The 20,152-nt window shown below is 60.2% G+C and carries 22 protein-coding genes; 17 read left to right on the forward strand and 5 right to left on the reverse strand.

Annotation, left to right across the window (positions count from 1 at the left end; all coding sequences use genetic code 11):
* Positions 1 to 58: 58 nt before the first annotated feature.
* The 3 genes from NL64_RS10970 to NL64_RS10980 form a co-directional block, all read right to left on the reverse strand.
* Positions 59 to 700 (reverse strand): oxidoreductase, encoded by a 642-nt coding sequence (locus NL64_RS10970; protein ID WP_034148113.1) that lies wholly within the window; start codon positions 698 to 700, stop codon positions 59 to 61.
* A 26-nt stretch (positions 701 to 726) separates the two neighbouring features.
* Complete coding sequence (locus NL64_RS10975; RefSeq protein WP_034148114.1) at positions 727 to 2,445, reverse strand: C13 family peptidase; 1,719 nt, start codon at positions 2,443 to 2,445, stop codon at positions 727 to 729.
* Between the two features lie 114 nt (positions 2,446 to 2,559).
* Positions 2,560 to 3,015, reverse strand: coding sequence for a MaoC family dehydratase (locus NL64_RS10980; RefSeq protein ID WP_034148115.1), 456 nt, complete (start codon positions 3,013 to 3,015; stop codon positions 2,560 to 2,562).
* Positions 3,016 to 3,208: 193 nt separating this feature from the next.
* Between NL64_RS10980 and NL64_RS10985 the strand changes: the two genes are divergently transcribed.
* From NL64_RS10985 to NL64_RS30105, 4 genes are all read left to right on the forward strand, one after another.
* Positions 3,209 to 3,574: a CidA/LrgA family protein gene (locus tag NL64_RS10985; RefSeq protein ID WP_034148116.1), complete on the forward strand. Its 366-nt coding sequence runs from the start codon at positions 3,209 to 3,211 to the stop codon at positions 3,572 to 3,574.
* Positions 3,571 to 4,287: an LrgB family protein gene (locus NL64_RS10990; protein ID WP_034148117.1), complete on the forward strand. Its 717-nt coding sequence runs from the start codon at positions 3,571 to 3,573 to the stop codon at positions 4,285 to 4,287. Before NL64_RS10985 ends, NL64_RS10990 begins: the two co-directional genes overlap by 4 nt.
* Positions 4,288 to 4,298: 11 nt before the next feature.
* A complete protein-coding gene (locus NL64_RS10995; RefSeq protein WP_034148118.1) occupies positions 4,299 to 4,889 on the forward strand; it encodes an LON peptidase substrate-binding domain-containing protein in 591 nt (196 codons plus the stop codon).
* Positions 4,890 to 5,005: 116 nt separating this feature from the next.
* A complete protein-coding gene (locus NL64_RS30105) occupies positions 5,006 to 5,170 on the forward strand; it encodes a hypothetical protein (RefSeq protein ID WP_155292746.1) in 165 nt (54 codons plus the stop codon).
* A gap of 49 nt (positions 5,171 to 5,219) precedes the next feature.
* Here the strand turns inward: NL64_RS30105 and NL64_RS11000 are convergent, their stop codons facing one another.
* The gene (locus NL64_RS11000) at positions 5,220 to 6,536 is read right to left on the reverse strand and encodes a bifunctional DedA family/phosphatase PAP2 family protein (protein WP_034148119.1); all 1,317 of its coding nucleotides are present in this window, start codon (positions 6,534 to 6,536) and stop codon (positions 5,220 to 5,222) included.
* Positions 6,537 to 6,659: 123 nt separating this feature from the next.
* Entirely contained in the window at positions 6,660 to 7,355 is a 696-nt protein-coding gene (locus tag NL64_RS11005; protein ID WP_034148120.1) for a DNA-3-methyladenine glycosylase, read from the reverse strand.
* Positions 7,356 to 7,544: 189 nt separating this feature from the next.
* On the opposite strand from NL64_RS11005, the gene NL64_RS11010 reads away from it, so the two are divergent.
* From NL64_RS11010 to NL64_RS11070, 13 genes are all read left to right on the forward strand, one after another.
* On the forward strand, positions 7,545 to 8,816 hold the full coding sequence (locus tag NL64_RS11010; RefSeq protein WP_034148121.1) for a glutamate-5-semialdehyde dehydrogenase: 1,272 nt from the start codon (positions 7,545 to 7,547) through the stop codon (positions 8,814 to 8,816).
* Position 8,817: 1 nt separating this feature from the next.
* A complete protein-coding gene (gene nadD / locus NL64_RS11015) occupies positions 8,818 to 9,507 on the forward strand; it encodes a nicotinate-nucleotide adenylyltransferase (RefSeq protein WP_155292747.1) in 690 nt (229 codons plus the stop codon).
* A 73-nt stretch (positions 9,508 to 9,580) separates the two neighbouring features.
* Complete coding sequence (rsfS, locus tag NL64_RS11020; protein ID WP_034148123.1) at positions 9,581 to 10,075, forward strand: ribosome silencing factor; 495 nt, start codon at positions 9,581 to 9,583, stop codon at positions 10,073 to 10,075.
* A 9-nt stretch (positions 10,076 to 10,084) separates the two neighbouring features.
* Positions 10,085 to 10,552: a 23S rRNA (pseudouridine(1915)-N(3))-methyltransferase RlmH gene (gene rlmH / locus NL64_RS11025; protein WP_007937439.1), complete on the forward strand. Its 468-nt coding sequence runs from the start codon at positions 10,085 to 10,087 to the stop codon at positions 10,550 to 10,552.
* A gap of 10 nt (positions 10,553 to 10,562) precedes the next feature.
* Complete coding sequence (gene mrdA, locus NL64_RS11030; RefSeq protein ID WP_034148124.1) at positions 10,563 to 12,458, forward strand: penicillin-binding protein 2; 1,896 nt, start codon at positions 10,563 to 10,565, stop codon at positions 12,456 to 12,458.
* Between the two features lie 31 nt (positions 12,459 to 12,489).
* Positions 12,490 to 13,593, forward strand: coding sequence for a rod shape-determining protein RodA (gene rodA, locus NL64_RS11035; RefSeq protein ID WP_052321239.1), 1,104 nt, complete (start codon positions 12,490 to 12,492; stop codon positions 13,591 to 13,593).
* 17 nt (positions 13,594 to 13,610) lie between these two features.
* Positions 13,611 to 14,621: a lytic murein transglycosylase B gene (gene mltB / locus NL64_RS11040; RefSeq protein ID WP_034148126.1), complete on the forward strand. Its 1,011-nt coding sequence runs from the start codon at positions 13,611 to 13,613 to the stop codon at positions 14,619 to 14,621.
* Positions 14,621 to 15,625: a septal ring lytic transglycosylase RlpA family protein gene (locus NL64_RS11045; protein WP_034148127.1), complete on the forward strand. Its 1,005-nt coding sequence runs from the start codon at positions 14,621 to 14,623 to the stop codon at positions 15,623 to 15,625. The genes mltB and NL64_RS11045 overlap by 1 nt, the downstream gene beginning before the upstream one ends.
* A gap of 181 nt (positions 15,626 to 15,806) precedes the next feature.
* Positions 15,807 to 16,964, forward strand: a complete 1,158-nt coding sequence (locus NL64_RS11050) for a D-alanyl-D-alanine carboxypeptidase family protein (RefSeq protein WP_034148128.1) — start codon at positions 15,807 to 15,809, stop codon at positions 16,962 to 16,964.
* An 84-nt stretch (positions 16,965 to 17,048) separates the two neighbouring features.
* Positions 17,049 to 17,324, forward strand: coding sequence for a DUF493 domain-containing protein (locus NL64_RS11055; RefSeq protein WP_034148129.1), 276 nt, complete (start codon positions 17,049 to 17,051; stop codon positions 17,322 to 17,324).
* On the forward strand, positions 17,324 to 17,971 hold the full coding sequence (gene lipB / locus NL64_RS11060; protein WP_034148130.1) for a lipoyl(octanoyl) transferase LipB: 648 nt from the start codon (positions 17,324 to 17,326) through the stop codon (positions 17,969 to 17,971). Before NL64_RS11055 ends, lipB begins: the two co-directional genes overlap by 1 nt.
* Before the next feature lies 1 nt (position 17,972).
* Positions 17,973 to 18,995, forward strand: a complete 1,023-nt coding sequence (gene lipA / locus NL64_RS11065; protein WP_034148131.1) for a lipoyl synthase — start codon at positions 17,973 to 17,975, stop codon at positions 18,993 to 18,995.
* Between the two features lie 170 nt (positions 18,996 to 19,165).
* On the forward strand, positions 19,166 to 20,113 hold the full coding sequence (locus NL64_RS11070) for a S66 peptidase family protein (protein WP_034148132.1): 948 nt from the start codon (positions 19,166 to 19,168) through the stop codon (positions 20,111 to 20,113).
* The last annotated feature ends 39 nt before the right edge of the window (positions 20,114 to 20,152 follow it).

Below are 20,152 nucleotides of genomic sequence, written 5' to 3' on the forward strand. Positions count from 1 at the left end.
CATTGGGGCGGCTTCGCCACCCAGCGGGAGCAAGCTCCCTCGCCACAAGGTTCGTCGATTATTTTCCTAATTTCCTGAGTTCATCCGACTCGACAACCCGAACCCCATCCTGCTCTTCCAGCGCCAGACGCCACATGGCGCGGGCCAGTTGGCAGGCTTCGATACCGCGATACTTGCCGGGAATCAGGCGCGACAATGGTCCGGCGAACTGCTCACCCAGGCGCGGTTCGAGACGTTCACCCAGCAGCAGCGACGGACGGCAAATGGTCAGCTGCGGCCAGTCCTGCGCGCGCAGTGCGTGCTCCATCTCGCCTTTGACTTTGTTGTAGAAAATCGAGGACCTGCGATCGGCCCCCAGGGCGCTGATCACGATCAGGTGCCTTGCGCCCATCTCACGGGCGCGTTTGGCGAATGCCACCACCATGTCCAGGTCCACTGCGCGAAACGCCTGTTCCGAGCCGGCCCGCTTGATGGTGGTGCCCAGGCAGCAGTAGGCGATGTCGACACGACCGTTCAGTTGCGGCAGAAATACTGCCGGGTCACCCACCGGGTTTTCGAGGTGGGGATGTTTGGCCAGCGGCCGGCGTGAAGGGGCCAGGACCCGCGAGATCGTTGGCTCGTTGAGCAGGCGATCAAGCAAGTGTTCACCGGTCAAACCGGTGGCTCCGGCGAGCAGCACGTGCTGAGGCGTCAAGTACATAGTGTTTCTCCCTTGATACTGTCAGCTTAGTTGTTCTTTGCATCCTTGCCGTCAATGGAGACACTTTGTAGTGCTTTTCGTGCCTGCTGCTTACGTAACAACTGCCAGTGTGAGAGGACGGTTTTGGGTGCCCAGATCTGTGGTTCGGAGGCTTCGAAGTTATCCGCCAGCTCGCGTTCGGCGACGGTGGCCCTGGCCAGTTTGAAGGCTTGTTCCAGGTCGTCGGTCTGGTTCAATGCCTGGGCGAACAGGGCGTCGCCGAAGTAGGTGAAGTTGGCTTCTTCTGAACAGCCAAAGGACACGCGATCGGCCCGTGAGGCGGTCATGATCAGGGTGCGTTCGTCCTTGAGCGCGGGGATGAAACCGCCCGAATAGCAAGACGAGATCACCACGATCTTGTCGCGGTTTTTCAGCGGAGCGAGGACCGCAGCGAGTTCATCGGCTGGCAGGTCGGCCAGTTCCATGCGTGGCTGATCGAGCACCAGTTCGTGTTCGCTGGTGCCGTGGCTGGTGAGGTAGATGAAGATCAAATCCTCCGGGCCGCTGCGTTCAGCCAGGGTCATGGCGGCGCGACGCAGGTTTTCCCGGGTGGCCATCGGTCGGTCGCCGATGTGATCGCGATGGTTCACCAGGCGAATCTGGCCAAAGGCGCCGAAACGGCTGGTGAGCATGTTGGCGACGTAGTCGGATTCGCGCAGGAACACGCTCTGCTTGCCGTCACCGCCCAGGGTCAAGGTGTACAGCTCCACCGCCGGGGTCGACGCGGGCACGTTGCTCAGCGCGGTTTCGAGTAGTCTGCCCTGGGCCAGCAAGCCGAGTTCGAGGGTGTCGGGCAGCAACTTGCCATCGGCATCGCGCACCCTTTGGCCGTTGGCCCACGTCCCGCTTTGCACCGTCCCGTCAGTCAGTACCAGGGTGCCGCGTCCGGAATAGCTGTCGTTGTCGAACTGGCCGACGTAGAAACTGCCGTCGGCCAGGTTCAAGCGGCCTTGACCGCTGAAGCGCCAGTCGTTGAAGTTGCCAATGTAATGGCTGCCATCGGCGCCGATCAACTCGCCCTTGCCATTCAGCGAGCCTTCCTTGAATTGACCCAGCCAGACATCGCCGTCCGCGTTCTCGTAGCGCCCCTTGCCGTGCAGTTGATTGTTCTTGAAGCTGCCGACGTACATGTCGCCATCGGCACTGTTGAAGGTCCCGTTTCCTTCCAGCTGACCGTCAACGAAACGCCCGGTGAACTGATTGCCGTTGCCGTCGCTGCGCTGGCCTTCGCCGTTGGGTTTGCCGCGGCTGAACTGGCCTTGATAGGCGCTGCCGTCTTCGAGCTCCAGACGGCCGAGTCCTGAATATTGATCGCCCTTGAACTCGCCGCGGTAGGTCATGCCGTTTTCTTTGAGCGTGCCTTCACCGTCACGACGACCGAGTTTGAAGCCCCCGGTGTAGCTGCTGACGCTGGTGGTCAGACTGCCCTGACCGTCGAACAGGCCCTGACTGAATTGCCCGCGATAGATCTCACCGTTGCTACCGTGCCATTCGCCCTGGCCATGCCACTGGCCTTGGTCGAACTCGCCGGCGTACCAGCTGCCGTTCGGGTAATCGATGCGGCCCTGGCCTTGCAGCAATCCGTTGACCAGATCACCACGATAGCGTCCGCCGTCCGGCAGGCGCGCATCGGGAGGCAATGGCGATTCGCCGTCGCCGCAAGCGGTGAGCATCAGGGTCAAGGCAAGGAGTGCAAGTGAGCGCATAGCGGGATCCGGGCAATTAGGCGACGGAGTATGCCGCAGCTATGTGTCCTTATATAGCCGGTAGAAAGGAAGCAGGCGCGAAACAGCGTGAGCTGTTTCGCAATCGGGTGGGTATCAGACGAAGCAAAGGGACAATGGCTCGGCGACGTACGCCGGTTTTTCCGAACCTTCGATTTCGAGGGTGGCGGTGGCTTTGAGCAGCCATTGGCCGGGTTTTTTCTCGGTGACGTCGGTCAGGTCGACCTTGAGGCGCACTTTCGAATTGACCTTGACCGGCTGAATGAAACGCACGCTGTCGAGACCGTAGTTGATCACCATCTTCAAGCCTTCGGGCATGACGAGGATGTCTTCCATCAGTTTTGGAATCAGCGACAGCGACAGGAAACCGTGGGCAATGGTGCTGCCGAATGGCGTTTGCGCGGCCTTGACCGGGTCAACGTGGATGAACTGGAAATCCCCTGTGGCTTCGGCGAACAGGTTGATGCGCTCCTGATCGATGGTGAGCCATTCGGAACATCCGAGTTCCTTGCCGACATAATCTTTGAGCTCTGCAACTGGAACATAGGGCATTGAGACTCTCCTTGGGTTCATCGCTTTTATAGTTTTGAGGTGGGGGATTTGGCCGCCCGAATTACCACTTTAGATCAACATGGCAAATGGCAGCGGTCAACCGACCATGCTTTTGGCGAATGCCGATCTATAGCGCAGGCGTGCTTATAATGCCCGGGCTAATGCGGGTGACGGTTTTTGCGGGAGATGAAGGATGTTGTTACGAGGTTTGACCTGGCTGGTGCTGTTCCAATTGCTCGGCACGGCGATCAACCATTTGTTTTTACCGGTGTTGCCGGGGCCGATCATCGGCCTGCTGCTATTGCTGGTGTACCTGATCTGCCGTGGCCAGGTCGGTGAACCGCTGAACCTCGCGGCCAGCAGCCTGTTGCGCTATTTGCCATTGCTGCTGGTACCGCCGGCCGTGGGGGTGATGGTTTACGCCAAGGACATTGCGGCGGATTTCTGGGCCATCGTCGGCGCGTTGGTGCTGTCGCTGTTACTGTCCATGGCGTTCGCGGGTGTGCTGATGCAGCGCATGATCAAGCGCCACACGCACCATCCTGAGGACAGCCAATGATCCTCGACTGGCACGGCGCCTGGGCGTCGGTAATTCATCATCCATTGTTCGGCATCGGCATTACCCTCGGCGCCTATCAGCTGGTGTTGGCGGCATTCGAGAAAACCCGCTGGATCTTTTTGCAGCCGGTGCTGGTCTCCATGTTGCTGGTGATCGGTGTGCTGGTGGGTTGCGGGCTGACCTACGCCGAGTACCGCAAGAGCACCGAGATCCTCAGCATCCTGCTCGGCCCGGCCACGGTTGCGCTGGCGGTACCGCTTTATCTCAACCTGCGGCGGATTCGGCAGTTGTTCTGGCCGATATTTACTACGCTGGTGATAGGCGGGGTGGTCGCCACGGGTATGGGCGTGCTGTTGGGCTGGTGGTTTGGCGCTGAGCACATGATCCTGATGACCATGGCGCCGAAGTCGGTGACCTCGCCGATTGCGATGTTGGTGGCCGAGCAGATCGGTGGTGTCGCAGCGCTGGCGGCGGTGTTCGTGTTGATCACCGGCGTGATCGGGGCGATCTTCGGTCCAAGTCTGTTGACCCGCCTCGGAGTCCACAGCCCCGAGGCCCGAGGCATGGCCCTGGGCATGACCGCCCATGCGGTCGGCACGGCGGTGGCGATGCAGGAAAACGAAGAGTGCGGCGCCTTCGCGGCGCTGGCGATGAGTCTGATGGGTGTGGCCACGGCGGTGTTGCTGCCGTTGGCGGTGTCGATGGTGGTGTAAGGGAAATGTCTATGAGTCTGCCGCTTTTTCCGCTGAACACGGTGCTGTTTCCGGGTTGCATCCTAGATTTGCAGATTTTCGAGGCGCGCTATCTGGACATGATCGGCCGCTGCATGAAACAGGGCGGCGGTTTCGGCGTGGTCTGCATCCTTGACGGCGAAGAAGTCGGCATTGCCCCGGCAGGTTACGCGTTGGTCGGGTGCGAGGCGCTGATCACCGATTTCAAGCAGCAGGACAATGGTCTGCTGGGAATTCGGGTGCAGGGCGGGCGGCGCTTTCACGTGTTAAGGACCGAGGTTCAGCGCGATCAGTTGACCGTCGCTGAAGTCGAGTGGTTGGAGGACGAACCGGAGCAGCCGCTGCAGGATGAGGATGCCGATCTGGTGGCCTTGCTCAAGGCCCTGGCCGAACACCCGATGGTTGAAGCGCTGAACATGGGCACCGAAGCGGTTGGGCAACAGTCACTGGCCAATCAGTTGGCGTACCTGCTGCCGTTCGCTGAACTGGACAAGATCGACCTGTTGCAACTTGATGATCCGCAGCAACGACTGGATGCTATTCAGGCGTTATTGGATGAGTTGCAGGGGGAGTTATTTGCTTGAGCAGTATTTGGTAATCATTCGGTTTACTTGCCATTATTGCTGTTCGGCGGCGTTTTATTTACTTTGGAGTAACTCGCATGAAGCGGGCTATTAATTGACTAAAAGGAATTCACACCATGATTGTTTACTTGCATGAACGCTCTATCTGGGATGCTGCTGCGGTGGGCTATATGCTAAAAAACGCCACCCCCGGCCAGTCCTTCGACGACACCGCAGAGATTGCATGCCAGCTGGCCGACGCATTGATTCTGGAAAAACGTAAGCGTCAATGGAACAGCTAAGCGCGACCTAACAAAAAACCCGATCATTGATCGGGTTTTTTTCTTCCGCTTAATACGCATACCGCAACATCGTATGCGGCAAATGCCGCAATATAAAAAATCCGAACAACGCCACCATCGCCGGTAATACCAGCCACCAGACCTTGGGTGGCATGGCATTGAGAGAAGTTTGACGCTGAATTAGCCACAAACTCGCCGCACAAACACACGCTGCCAGCATCGCACCGGCGAGCACATCTGTCGGCCAGTGTGCCCCGAGGTATACGCGGGACAAAGAAATCGCCAGAGGCGGCAAGCATCCCACCAACAGCCAGGTCAGGCGCATCCGTGGCGGTTGTCCGCGCCCGGCCAGTACGGCGAGGGTCAGGAACAGCGCGAAAGATCCAGAGGCATGGCCGCTGGGCATGCTGTAACTGGTCAGCGGATCACTCAACACTTCCGGGCGCACCCGGGCGAAAAAATGTTTGGTGGCGGTATTACCCAGTGCAGTGAACAGCAGAGTGCTGCAAGCGAAGATCGCCTGCCGCCATTGCCGGGTAATCAGCAACAGCAGCACCAGCAAGGCGCTGAATACCAGCATGTTGCGGAATTCGCCGATCAGCGTGAAGACAACGGCGACTTCATCGAGCATCGGGCTGCGGTGTTCCTGCACCAGAGTCATCACGCCCTGATCGAGGGCGCTCAGGTGCGAATAGCCGATAAACAGCCCGGCCAGAATCAGAAAACTCATGCCGGCAATGAACATCGTGGCTTTGCGATGCCGACGCAGACTGCTGGTTGCGCTCAGGCCGATCATCAGCGCAATGCTGGCCGCGACTATTCCGGCCTGCGGCCAGAAACCCTCGGGCAGCGGCAAACGAATCGCCGCGCCGGTGGCCCAGCCCGGCAGCAGATACGCCACTGACCATCCGGCCCCGGCCAGCAGGCTGACGGCGAAGAAACGCGGGAAGGGCATGTCGAACATCCCGGCCACCATCGGCAGCATGGGGCGCAGCGGGCCGATGAAGCGCCCTACAAGCAAGCTGGCGATGCCGTAGCGCTGAAAGTACGACTCGGCTCCGGCGATCCATTCCGGGTGATGGCGCAGCCCGGGCAGACGCCGGATGTTCTGATGGAAATGCCGCCCCAGGAAGTACGAAACAACGTCGCCCAGTACCCCGGCGAGAAATCCCAGCAACAGCGTTTCACTCAATGACAGCGCACCGCTGCCGGCCAGTACCGCCACCGCGAACAGCAACACCGTGCCGGGCACGATCAGCCCGGCAATCGCCAGGCACTCGATGAAAGCCACGATGAATACCGCCGCCGCCAGCCATTGCGGGTTGACCGTCAACCAACCGGTGACGCTATCGAGCCATGGGCCCATAAAAACAACTCCATCAATTCTTCAATAAACCCTGGGCGGGCGCACACCAATCTACTCAACACACAAACCACTGTAGGAGCTGCCGCGGCCCGCGCCTGCGGCAGCTCCTACAGGGGGTTGTGTTCACAGCAAAACGTAATCGCGACCTTCGACCTGGCCCCGTCGAAGCGGGTTCCGCGTGCAATAGGCCGCGTAGGTCGCGTCGACGAAGCGATACATCAAGTGTTCGTCGCGTCCATGGGGGATGCCCAGGCGCGTGGTCTGGATGATATGCACAGGTGTCTGGCCGACATCTTCCACCAGCAGCACTTCATGGTCGAAACGCTTGGCGTCCCAGACCGGCACCTTCAGGCCCAAAGACTTGCACAGCAAGGTTTGTCCCGCGCAGAGCTTTTGTGACGGGCGAGGGCGACCTTGGGCGTCGGGGTTGTTCAACAGCATCTGCGCCAGACTCGCCGGCCCGCTCAATTCATCCACCCAAGGGTAGGCGGATTTAATCAATACGGCGTTGCCCGGGCCCTGGGCGCTGAAATTCAGGGAATCGCCGCCCCGGGCGTAATACATATAGATGTGGCCGCCATCCAGAAACAAAGCCTTACGCTTTTCTGTGTAGCCGAGCGACGCGTGGCTGCCTTTTTCTGCGCAGTAATAGGCTTCGGTCTCGATGATTCGGGCGCTAAGCCACAGGTCGCCGACCCGGTGGCGGATGACTTTGCCCAGTAACTCCCGGGCCAGAACTTGGGCGTCTCGGTCGAAAAACGCGTCCGCAAGGCCCGTGGGCAGGCTCGTGGCGGACGCTCGAACAGTCAGGTTGGACATGATGAACGGCGTTTGTCAGGGCTGATTGAGTCGTGATGATAACAATTTGCAGCTTAATCACGGCTGAACGTCGGCAAATTGCCCTCCATTTCGACCATCCGCCCGTCACCGCTGTTAGTCAGTGGACGCGACAGCTATAATCTGCCGCTTTACTCTTTACCACGACCTTGGAAAAGACCACGCCAGACCATGACTGAGCCCGTTCTTGACTACATGACCCGCCTGGGTCGCGCTGCCCGCGAGGCTTCCCGCGTCATCGGCCGTGCTAGCACTGCGCAGAAAAACCGTGCGCTGCAGGCGGCTGCCAACGCGCTGGACGCTGCACGCGCCGAGTTGACCGCTGCCAATGAGCTGGACTTGGCAGCTGGCCGCGCCAATGGTCTGGAACCGGCGCTGCTCGAGCGTCTGGCGCTGACTCCGGCGCGTATCGACGGGATGATCGTCGGGCTGCGTCAGGTCGCTGCACTGCCGGACCCGGTGGGCGCGATCCGCGACATGAGCTATCGGCCGTCGGGTATCCAGGTCGGCAAGATGCGCGTGCCGCTGGGTGTGATCGGGATCATCTACGAGTCTCGGCCAAACGTGACCATCGATGCTGCCAGCCTGTGCCTGAAGTCCGGCAACGCGACCATCCTTCGTGGCGGCTCCGAAGCCATTCATTCGAACCGAGCCATTGCCGCCTGCATCCAGCGCGGCCTGGCCGAGGCCGATCTGCCGGCCGCCGTGGTGCAAGTGGTCGAAACCACTGACCGTGCCGCCGTTGGCGCCCTAATCACCATGCCCGAATACGTCGACGTCATCGTGCCCCGTGGCGGCCGTGGCCTGATCGAGCGCGTCAGCCGTGACGCCCGCGTGCCGGTGATCAAGCATCTGGACGGCATCTGCCACGTTTACGTGAGCGAGCGCGCCGACCTGGCGAAAGCCCAACGCATTGCATTCAACGCCAAGACGTACCGTTATGGCATCTGCGGTGCGATGGAAACGCTGCTGGTCGATGAATCCATTGCGAAAGATTTCCTGCCGTCGATGGCTGCCCAGTTCCGCGAAAAAGGCGTCGAGCTGCGTGGCTGCGAGCGCACCCGGGCGATCATCGATGCCGTACCGGCCACCGAAGAAGACTGGAGCACCGAGTACCTGGCGCCGATTCTGTCGATCCGCGTGGTCGACGGGCTGGACCAGGCCATCGAACACATCAACCATTACGGCTCTCACCACACCGATTCGATTGTCAGCGAACACCAGGGCGACACCCGGCGTTTCGTGGCTGAAGTCGACTCTTCGTCGGTGATGATCAACACCCCGACGTGCTTCGCCGATGGCTTTGAATACGGATTGGGTGCCGAGATCGGCATTTCTACTGATAAGCTGCACGCCCGCGGACCGGTGGGCCTCGAAGGTCTGACCTGCGAGAAGTACATCGTGGTCGGTGATGGCCAGCTGCGCGGACAGGAGTCGGTCTGACTTGGGCGACCTCGACCCGTCAGCCCCGGTAACCGCCAGCGCGCCTCGACCTCGACGCATCGGCGTACTGGGCGGGACTTTCGACCCGGTGCACATCGGCCATTTGCGTGGTGCGCTGGAAGTCGCCGAATCGCTGGCGCTCGATGAGCTGCGTCTGACACCCAGTGCCAGGCCGCCCCATCGGAATACGCCGCAAGTGTCGGCGAAGGACCGTCTGGCAATGGTCGAGTGCGCGGTGGCCGGTGTGGCGCCGTTGGTGGTGGACGCCCGCGAATTGCAGCGGGACAAACCGTCCTACACCATTGATACCCTGGAGTTGATGCGTGCCGAAATGGCCGCCGAGACCCAGGTTTTTCTGCTTTTGGGCTGGGACGCATTTTGCGGCCTGCCCACTTGGCACCGCTGGGAAGAGTTGCTCCAGCATTGCCATATCCTGGTGTTGCAACGCCCGGATGCCGACAGCGAACCGCCGGATGCCTTGCGCAACCTGCTGGCAGCGCGCTCGGTGAGCGACCCGCTGGCCCTCAAAGGGCCGAGTGGACAGATTGCATTCGTCTGGCAGACGCCGCTCGCGGTATCCGCCACCCAGATCCGTCAACTGCTGGCCAGCGGTAAGTCGGTACGTTTCCTGGTGCCCGACGCGGTCCTGGCCTACATCGATGCGCACGGACTCTACCGTGCGTCGAACTGAATAGGAGTGCCTCAAGGCACGTAGCAACAACGTGTATTGAAGCGCCCGAACATACGAGCAAAACGAGTTTTATATGACGAACAACGAAGTAAACAAAGTTAAGCGCAAAGGCACGTTCAAGAGCGCTCCGCTGCCAGAAAAGGTGCTCGCTGCCGAGCCGCCTAAAGGCGACGAGATGGTCAAAATCGCCGTAGCCGCCCTGGAAGACGTCAAGGCCCAGGACGTGCTGGTCATCGACGTTCGCGACAAGCAGAGCATCACTGACTACATGATCATCGCTACCGGTACCTCCAACCGTCAGATCGGCGCGATGCTGGACAAGGTCCGTGAAGCCGTCAAAGCCCTGGGCATCAAGCCACTGGGTGAAGAAGGCAAGGGCGACAGTGACTGGGTGCTGCTGGACATGGACGACGTGATCGTCCACATGATGACCTCCAACGCCCGTCAGTTCTACGACCTGGAGCGCCTGTGGAAAGGTGCCGAGCAGAGCCGTGCCGCCGATGGCAAACACCACAGTCCTGAAGTTGGTCACGAGCATTTCAACAAGCTCAACAAAGACCAGGAATAAGGAACGGCTGTGCGACTGCGACTGATCGCCGTCGGTTCACGCATGCCCAAATGGGTGGAAGAGGGCTGGCATGAATATGCCAAGCGTCTTCCGTCCGAGCTGGCGCTGGAACTGGTGGAAATTCCGCTCAACACCCGGGGCAAGAATGCCGACGTGGCGCGCTTCATCCGTCAGGAAGGCGAAGCCATGCTGGCCAAGGTCGGGCCTAACGAGCGCGTTGTGACCCTCGAAGTCCACGGCAAGCCCTGGAGCACCGAGCAACTGGCGGTCGAACTCGATCGCTGGCGGCTGGACTCGCGCACGGTGAATTTCATGGTCGGCGGCCCCGAAGGGCTGGCGCCGGAAGTGTGTGCCCGTGCGGATCAGCGCTGGTCGTTGTCGCCATTGACGTTGCCGCACCCGCTGGTGCGAATCCTGATCGGCGAACAGCTGTATCGTGCCTGGACAGTGCTGTCCGGCCACCCTTACCACAAGTAGTTCTGCCCTCATGCCTCAGCCGATCCGCATCAAGGACCACGAAAAAGACGCCCGTCTGGTGCGTGGCCGCGTCGTGTTCGGGGCAATTGCGGTCGTGGCGCTGATCGGCGTGTTGATTGCGCGCCTGTATTTCCTCCAGGTGATCCAGTACGACTACCACTCGACCCTGTCGGAAAACAACCGCGTCCACGTGCAGCCGATTCCGCCGACCCGCGGGTTGATTTTCGACCGCAATGGCGTGGTGATTGCCGACAACCGGCCGAGCTTCAGCCTGAGCATGACCCGCGAACGCTCCGGCGATTGGCAGCAAGTGCTCGACGTGATCGTCGAGGTGCTGGAACTGACGCCTGAAGACCGGGTGATTTTCGAGAAGCGCATGCGCCAGGGGCGTCGGCCGTTCGAGCCGGTGCCGATCCTGTTTGAGTTGACCGAAGAGCAGATCGCCCGCATCGCCGTGAACCAGTTCCGGTTGCCGGGGGTGGAAGTGGTCGCGCAATTGGTTCGGCACTACCCGCAGGGCGCGCACTTTGCGCACTCGGTGGGCTACATGGGGCGGATCAACGAGAAAGAGCTGAAAACGCTCGATCCAGTGAGCTACAGCGGCACCCATCAAATTGGTAAAACCGGCATCGAGCGCTTCTACGAGCCGGAGCTGCACGGTCAGGTCGGTTACGAGGAAGTCGAGACCAACGCTCGGGGCCGTGTATTGCGGGTGCTCAAGCGTACCGAACCGATTTCCGGCAAAGACATCGTCCTGAGCCTGGACATCAAACTGCAGGAAGCCGCCGAAGCCGCGCTCGGTGGTCGCCGTGGCGCAGTGGTAGCCCTGGACCCGAAAACCGGCGAAGTACTGGCGATGGTCAGTCAGCCGAGTTTCGACCCGAACCTGTTTGTTACCGGCATCAGCTCCAAGGCTTATTCCGAACTGCGCGATTCCATTGATCGACCGCTGTTCAACCGCGTGCTGCGCGGTCTGTACCCGCCGGGCTCGACGATCAAGCCAGCGGTGGCGATTGCCGGTCTGGACGCCGGCGTAGTGACGGCTTCGACCCGGGTGTTCGACCCCGGTTATTACATGCTGCCCAACTACGATCACAAGTACCGCAACTGGAACCGCACCGGTGACGGCTTCGTCGACCTCGACACGGCGATCATGCGTTCCAACGACACCTACTTCTATGACCTGGCCCACAAGCTGGGGATCGATCGGTTGTCGGCATACATGACCAAGTTCGGCATCGGTCAGAAAGTCTCTTTGGACATGTTCGAAGAGTCGCCGGGCTTGATGCCGACGCGGGAGTGGAAGCGTGCGACGCGCCGCCAGGCGTGGTTCCCTGGTGAAACGCTGATTCTGGGGATCGGCCAGGGCTACATGCAGTCGACTCCGTTGCAACTGGCCCAGGCCACGGCGCTGGTGGCCAACAAAGGCATCTGGAACCGTCCGCACCTGGCCAAGACCATCGAAGGCGAGAAACCGGTGGATGAGAACCCGATGCCGGACATCATCCTGCGTGACCCGTCCGACTGGAACAAGGTCAACCACGGCATGCAACAGGTGATGCACGGCGCCCGCGGTACGGCGCGCAAAGCGTCGATCGGTGCGCAATACCGCATCGCCGGCAAGAGCGGTACGGCCCAGGTGGTCGCGATCAAGCAGGGCGAGAAGTACGACCGCTCCAAGGTTCAGGAGCGCCACCGCGACCACGCCTTGTTCGTTGGTTTTGCACCGGCCGACGACCCTAAAATCGTGGTCTCGGTGATGGTCGAAAACGGTGAGTCCGGCTCCGGCGTTGCTGCGCCGGTGGTGCGGCAGATCATGGACGCCTGGCTCCTGGGCCAGGACGGCCGGTTGAAGCCCGAATACGCCAGCCCTATCAGTGCAGAGGCAACCGCCCGTGATGAATAATTTTGACCGCATGCTCTCCAGTGAGGATGTGATGCGTCGCCGCGCGACGCTGCTGCAACGCCTGCACATCGACGGGCCGCTGCTGATTTTGCTGCTGACTCTCGCCGCCGGCAGCCTGTTCGTGCTGTATTCCGCCAGTGGCAAAAGCTGGGATCTGTTAGCCAAGCAAGCCACTTCGTTCGGCATCGGTCTGGTGTCGATGATCGTCATCGCCCAGTTCGAGCCGCGCTTCATGGCTCGCTGGGTACCGGTCGGCTACGTGGTTGGCGTGCTGTTGCTGGTGGTGGTGGACGTGATGGGGCACAACGCCATGGGTGCCACGCGCTGGATCAACATCCCCGGTGTAATCCGCTTCCAGCCTTCGGAATTCATGAAGATCCTGATGCCGGCGACCATCGCCTGGTATCTGTCCAAACGCACCTTGCCGCCGCAACTCAAGCATGTCGGCATCAGCCTGATGCTGATTGGCGTTCCGTTCATCCTGATCGTGCGCCAACCGGACCTTGGCACTTCGCTGCTGATCCTCGCCGGCGGCGCATTCGTGCTGTTCATGGGCGGCCTGCGCTGGCGCTGGATTCTCAGCGTTCTCGCCGCTGCCGTACCAGTCGCCGTAGCGATGTGGTTCTTCATCATGCACGACTACCAGAAGCAACGGATCCTGACCTTCCTCGACCCGGAAAGCGATCCACTGGGCACTGGCTGGAACATCATTCAGTCCAAGGCGGCCATCGGCTCCGGCGGCGTGTTCGGCAAGGGCTGGTTGCTCGGCACCCAGTCGCACCTGGATTTCCTGCCGGAAAGCCACACCGACTTCATTATTGCGGTCATGGGTGAAGAGTTCGGTCTGGTGGGCATTTGCGCACTGCTGCTGATCTACCTGCTGTTGATCGGTCGTGGCCTGGTGATTACCGCCCAGGCCCAGACTTTGTTCGGCAAGTTGCTGGCGGGCGCGCTGACCATGACGTTTTTTGTATATGTTTTCGTCAACATCGGTATGGTCAGTGGCCTGTTGCCGGTGGTGGGGGTGCCGTTGCCATTCATTAGCTACGGAGGAACTTCGCTGGTGACGCTGCTGTCAGCGTTTGGGGTTTTGATGTCGATCCATACCCATCGTAAGTGGATCGCGCAGGTTTGAATAAGGTGAAGATTTCAATGCAAGTAATGCGTGGCTGGGCGACTCGATACGCGCCATGGGTCGGCCTGGTAAGCATCCTTGGCACTGCGCAGGAAGCGTTGGCCGGCGATTACGAAGGCTCGCCTCAGGTGGCCGAATTCGTCGGTGAAATGACCCGCGACTACGGTTTCGCCGGCGAACAACTGATGGGCGTGTTCCGCGAAGCCGAGCGCAAGCAGTCGATTCTGGACGCGATTTCGAAACCCGCAGAACGGGTCAAGCAGTGGAGCGAATATCGCCCGATGTTCATCACCGATGCGCGCATCGCCCGTGGTGTGGATTTCTGGCGTCAGCATGAGGCGGTCCTGGCCCGGGCGGAGCAGGAATACGGTGTGCCGGCCCAGGTGATCGTCTCGATCATCGGTGTTGAGACCTTTTTCGGACGTAATACCGGCAATTTCCGGGTAGTTGATGCCTTGTCGACCCTGGGTTTCGACTATCCTCCCCGTGCCGAATTTTTCCGCAAGGAATTACGTGAATTCCTGCTGCTGGCCCGTGAAGAGCAGGTCGATCCGTTGACCCTCAAAGGCTCCTACGCCGGTGCCATGGGCTTGCCTCAGTTCATGCCGAGCAGCTTTCGCGCCTATGCGGTGGATTTCGACGGTGACGGCCACATCAATATCTGGACCAATCCTGACGATGCGATTGGCAGCGTTGCCAGTTACTTCAAGCGTCATGGCTGGGTCGCCGGTGAGTCGGTGGTCAGCCGCGCTGATGTGCGCGGCGATCAGGCGGACGAAGGTTTGACCACAGGCATCGAGCCGACTAAAACCGTCGGAGAGTTGCGGGCCCTGGGCTGGTCAAGTCATGATGCGCTGCGCGATGATATGCCGGTTACCGCTTTCCGGCTGGAAGGCGACAAGGGTCCCGAATACTGGATGGGCCTGAAGAATTTCTACGCAATCACGCGTTATAACCGCAGCGTGATGTACGCCATGGCCGTACATCAACTGTCTGAACAGCTGGTCCAAGCACGGGGCGTCAAGTAATGCGGGCATTGCCTATGAATAAACCCCTGAAGCTGATGGCATTGGCCGCGTTGGCAGTGCTGGTCGCCAGTTGCTCGACCAGTCGCGCGCCGACGCAGAAATCCACGACCGCCGTGCGCTCGGCGCCGGGGCTGGACATCAACCGCGCTCACAAGGATGGCGCGCCATGGTGGGATGTCGATGTGTCGCGCATCCCGGATGCCACGCCAACCCTGCACACCGGCCCGTACAAGGCCAACCCGTACACCGTGCTGGGCAAGACGTACTTCCCGTTGCAAGAATCCAAGACTTACGTTCAATCGGGCACTGCATCCTGGTACGGCACCAAGTTCCATGGTCAGAACACCGCCAACGGCGAAGTCTATGACCTCTACGGCATGAGCGCCGCACACAAGACTTTGCCACTGCCGAGTTACGTTCGGGTGACTAACCTGGACAACAACAAGACCGTGATCCTGCGAGTCAACGACCGCGGGCCGTTCTATTCGGACCGGATCATCGATTTGTCCTACGCCGCGGCCAAGAAACTTGGCTATGCCGAAACCGGCACGGCGCGGGTCAAGGTCGAAGGCATTGACCCGCAGCAATACTGGGCAGCCAAGGGGCGTCCGGCGCCTTTGATGCTCAACGAGCCGCAAGTCGCGCAGAATAGCGCCCCGGTGATTACGTCTAAGGCCGGTACGGTCGAGCAATGGACGCCGCCGCCGCAGCAACACGCCGCCGCTGTCGTGCCTGTACAGATCGACACGAAAAAACCATCCGCCGCTGCCACTGGCCAGTACCTGCAAGTAGGTGCTTTCGCCAACCCGGACGCTGCCGAACTCTTGAGATCGAAGCTCAGCGGAATGGTGAGCGCTCCGGTGTTCATCAGTTCAATCGTGCGCAATCAACAAACGCTGCATCGGGTACGCCTGGGGCCAATTGGTTCGCCGGGTGAAATACAGCAAGTGCAGAACAGTGTGCGCCTGGCCAATCTGGGTTCGCCAAGTGTGGTCACCGAGTAATACGTAGGACTTGTTTGACGGTTCATCCGCAGTCGGGGATGAATCAGGTTGTTGGCTCGTCGAAGAACAAAAGCCCGGCAAGGGTTGCAGAGTGAACGACTGAACACGCGATAACCCGTTAGAGGTTATTTGATTAGTTTTTGCCTTCGGGCAAGTTTCCATTAGCGATTTCGAGAGACGGATGAACATCACCACCTTTGCCAAACGCCTGTGCCTTCTAGTCCCGCTGCTCCTCTCGCCTGCCGCATTCGCGGTCGAGATGATGCCGTCGCCACCGCAACTGGCCGCCAAGGCCTACGTGCTCATGGACGCCAGCAGCGGCAACGTGCTGGTCGAGAACAACGGTGACCAGCGTCTGCCGCCAGCCAGCCTGACCAAGCTGATGACGGCTTACATCGCGACCCTGGAAATCCGTCGCGGCCAGATCGGTGAAAACGATCCGGTCACCGTCAGCGAGAACGCCTGGCGTACCGGCGGTTCGCGGATGTTCATCAAGGTCGGCTCGCAAGTCACTGTCAGTGACCTGCTGCACGGCATCATCATCCAGTCGGGCAACGACGCCAGTGTTGCGCTCTCCGAGCACATCGCCGGCAGCGAAGACGCGTTCGCCGACATGATGAACAAAACCGTTGGCGACCTGGGCATGACCAACAGCCACTTCATGAACCCGACCGGTCTGCCGAACCCGGAGCATTACTCGTCGGCTCACGACATGGCCGTGCTGGCTCGCGCAATCATTCACGAAGACCCGGCTCACTACGCGATCTACTCGCAGAAAGAGTTTTTCTGGAATGGCATCAAGCAACCTAACCGTAACCTGCTGCTGTGGCGCGACAAGACTGTCGACGGTCTGAAAACCGGCCACACCGACGAAGCGGGCTACTGCATGGTGTCTTCGGCCGTGCGTGATGGCATGCGTCTGATCGCCGTGGTGTTCGGCACCAACAGCGAAGTGGCTCGCGCCGCCGAGACCCAGAAGCTGCTGACCTACGGTTTCCGTTTCTTCGAAACCCAGACCTTCTACCAGAAAGGCGCCGAGCTGGCTCAGGCTCCTGTCTGGAAAGGCGCGACCAATCAAGTCAAGGCCGGCCTGGCTGAAGACCTGACCATGACCCTGCCGAAAGGCCAGCTGAAAAAGCTCGCTGCCAGCATGACCATGAACCCGCAACTGGTCGCACCAATCGCCAAGGGCGACGTGATCGGTAAAGTCGAAGTCAAACTGGACGACAAGGTGGTGCACAGCGCCGACCTGATCGCTCTGGATGGCGTCGAAGAGGGTGGTATCTTCCGCCGCATGTGGGATAGCATCCGTCTATTCTTCTACGGCTTGTTCAACTGATAGTGTGCACCTGCATGGCCCCGCGCTCATCCGGCGTGGGGCTATGCCCGTCGCCACGGCTTACGCTTACGAGGCCGTTACGCCATGACCGATACCGAAGTAAAGGCGCCTAAGATCGAATTCCCCAACGTTGATTACCCGGTTAAGGTGATCAGCGATACCGGTGTAGGCAACAAGGACAAGATCATCGAGATCGTCATGAAACACGCGACGATCAACCATGACCGTGTTGATGAGCGCCAAAGCACCAACGGCAAATACACCACGATTCAGTTGCACATCGTCGCCACCGACCAGGACCAGCTGTACAACATCAACAGCGAACTGCGGGCTACCGGCTTCGTGCACATGGTGTTGTGATGTCTGGCACGCTGGGCTTTCGCGAGCTCGGCCAGATGGCTTACGAGCCGGTCTGGCATGCCATGCAACGGTTTACCAACGAACGCGGCAGCGATGCCGCCGACGAAATCTGGCTGGTCGAGCACCCGCCGGTGTTCACCCAGGGTCAGGCCGGCAAGGCCGAGCACTTGTTACTGCCGGGAGATATCCCGGTGGTGCAGGTCGATCGCGGTGGTCAGGTGACGTATCACGGTCCCGGGCAACTGGTGGCTTATTTGCTGCTGGATGTGCGCAAGCTGGGATTCGGCGTGCGAGACCTGGTGAGCCGCATGGAGTCGTGCCTGATCGAGCTGCTCGCCAGCTATGGCGTGACCGCCGCCGCCAAGCCGGATGCGCCGGGTGTCTATGTCGATGGGGCGAAAATCGCTTCTCTGGGTCTGCGGATCCGCCACGGTTGTTCCTTTCATGGCCTGGCCCTGAACGTGGACATGAACCTGGAACCGTTTCGACGGATTAATCCCTGCGGCTATGCCGGGCTGGCGATGACCCAGCTGAGCGATCACGCAGGATCGATTGAATTTGCCGAGGTAAGTGCCCGGCTGCGTGCGCAGCTCGTCAAACACCTCGACTATGCTGAGCAGACGACCCTAACGGGCGGAATCGACTGATATGACTACTGATGCAGTGCAAACCATGATCCCGACGCAGGATGTCACCGAGCGTCCGGCCCCGCGTGCCAAGGTTGAAGCCGGCGTAAAGCTGCGCGGCGCCGAGAAGGTTGCACGCATCCCGGTAAAGATCATTCCGACCACTGAGCTGCCGAAAAAGCCTGACTGGATTCGTGTGCGCATTCCGGTATCTCCGGAAGTCGACCGCATCAAGGCCCTGTTGCGCAAACACAAGCTGCACAGCGTCTGCGAAGAAGCCTCCTGCCCGAACCTGGGTGAGTGCTTCTCCGGCGGCACCGCGACCTTCATGATCATGGGCGACATCTGTACCCGTCGCTGCCCGTTCTGCGACGTTGGTCACGGTCGTCCGAAGCCACTGGACGTCAACGAGCCGGAAAGCCTGGCCATCGCCATTGCCGATCTGCGTCTGAAGTACGTGGTAATCACCTCGGTAGACCGCGACGACCTGCGTGACGGCGGTGCCCAGCACTTTGCCGACTGCATCCGCGAAATCCGCAAACTGTCGCCGAACGTACAGCTCGAGACCCTGGTTCCGGATTACCGTGGCCGCATGGACATCGCCCTGCAAATCACCGCGGCCGAGCCACCGGATGTGTTCAACCACAACCTGGAAACCGTGCCGCGCCTGTACAAGGCTGCGCGTCCGGGTTCGGATTACCAGTGGTCGCTGACCCTGCTGCAACGCTTCAAGCAAATGATGCCGCACATCCCGACCAAGTCCGGCCTGATGCTGGGTCTGGGCGAGACCGACGACGAAGTGATCGAAGTCATGAAGCGCATGCGCGAGCACGACATCGACATGCTGACCCTGGGCCAGTACCTGCAACCGTCCCGCAGCCACTTGCCGGTGCAGCGCTTCGTGCACCCGGACACCTTCGCCTGGTTCGCCGAGGAAGGTTACAAGATGGGCTTCAAGAACGTTGCTTCGGGTCCGCTGGTGCGTTCGTCGTACCACGCTGACGAGCAGGCGAAGCTGGTCAAGGCCGAGCTGATGTCGTCCTGATCCATCGCATGAGTTTAAAACGCCCGCACGGCTTTAGGCCTTGCGGGCGTTTTTTTGTCCCGGATACGGCAACTGCAGTGTTTTTTGTAATCAGCGGCGCAACAAACCCTCTTCTGTTTGTTCCCGTTCCTGATTACTGTGTGTAGAGGTTTCACGCCAGGGAGATATGGATGACCGCTCGACCGACCCACACCCTTTGCCCTAATGCCCCGGTCCCGCTATTGCCGTCAGAAGGGCAGATTGGCGTTATCGCACCGGCCGGTCCCGCGGCGCTGGACACGCGTAAAGCGGTGCAATGGATGCGCGCACGGGGCTATACGCTGAAAGTGTTTCCAGGCGTCTATGAGACCAGTGGCTACCTGGCCGGTAGTGACGACGTGCGGCTCAATGATTTGCACGCCGCGTTCGCCGACCGCGAGGTCGATGCAATCATCTGCCTGCGCGGCGGCTACGGCACGCCACGGCTGCTCGACCGAATCGACTTCGATCTGTTGCGCAACAACGCCAAGCCGTTCATCGGTTACAGCGACATCACGGCGTTGCACCTGGCAATCAGCCGCTATGCCGGCTTCGTGACATTCCACGGTCCGCTGCTGAACGCAGACTTGCTGGGAAACCGGCAGCCGCCCACCGAGTTTTCATTCTTCAACATGCTGAGTGGCGAGGTGAAGGCAGGTAGCGTGCTGGCGCACCCCAAGGCTTATCCGTTGACCACAATCGAGCCTGGCATCGCTCATGGGCGCTTGTTGGGGGGCAATCTGTCGATGATCGCCGCGACCATGGGCACGCCCTACGAGATCGATGCCGAGGGCGTCATCCTGTTTATCGAAGACATCAACGAGCCGCTGTATCGCATCGACCGGTTGCTGACCCATCTGCGGTTGGCGGGCACGCTGCACAAATTGCGCGGGGTTCTGGTGGGGGATGTGGCAGGGGTAGAGGTGACAGCGCTGGAGCGGTTGCTCAAGCAGACGTTCGAGCCGTTGCAGATTCCAGTACTGTCGGGTTGGCGCAGTGGGCATTGCGACCCGAACCTGACGTTGCCGATGGGGGCGTTGGTGAAGCTGGACGCGGGGAACAAGGTGTTGGTGTTGGAGCAGGATGTTGTTACCCGGTAAATAACAAAAAAGATCGCAGCCTGCGGCAGTTCCTACAGA

The organism is Pseudomonas fluorescens, assembly GCF_000802965.1.
Classification (GTDB): Bacteria; Pseudomonadota; Gammaproteobacteria; order Pseudomonadales; family Pseudomonadaceae; genus Aquipseudomonas; species Aquipseudomonas fluorescens_A.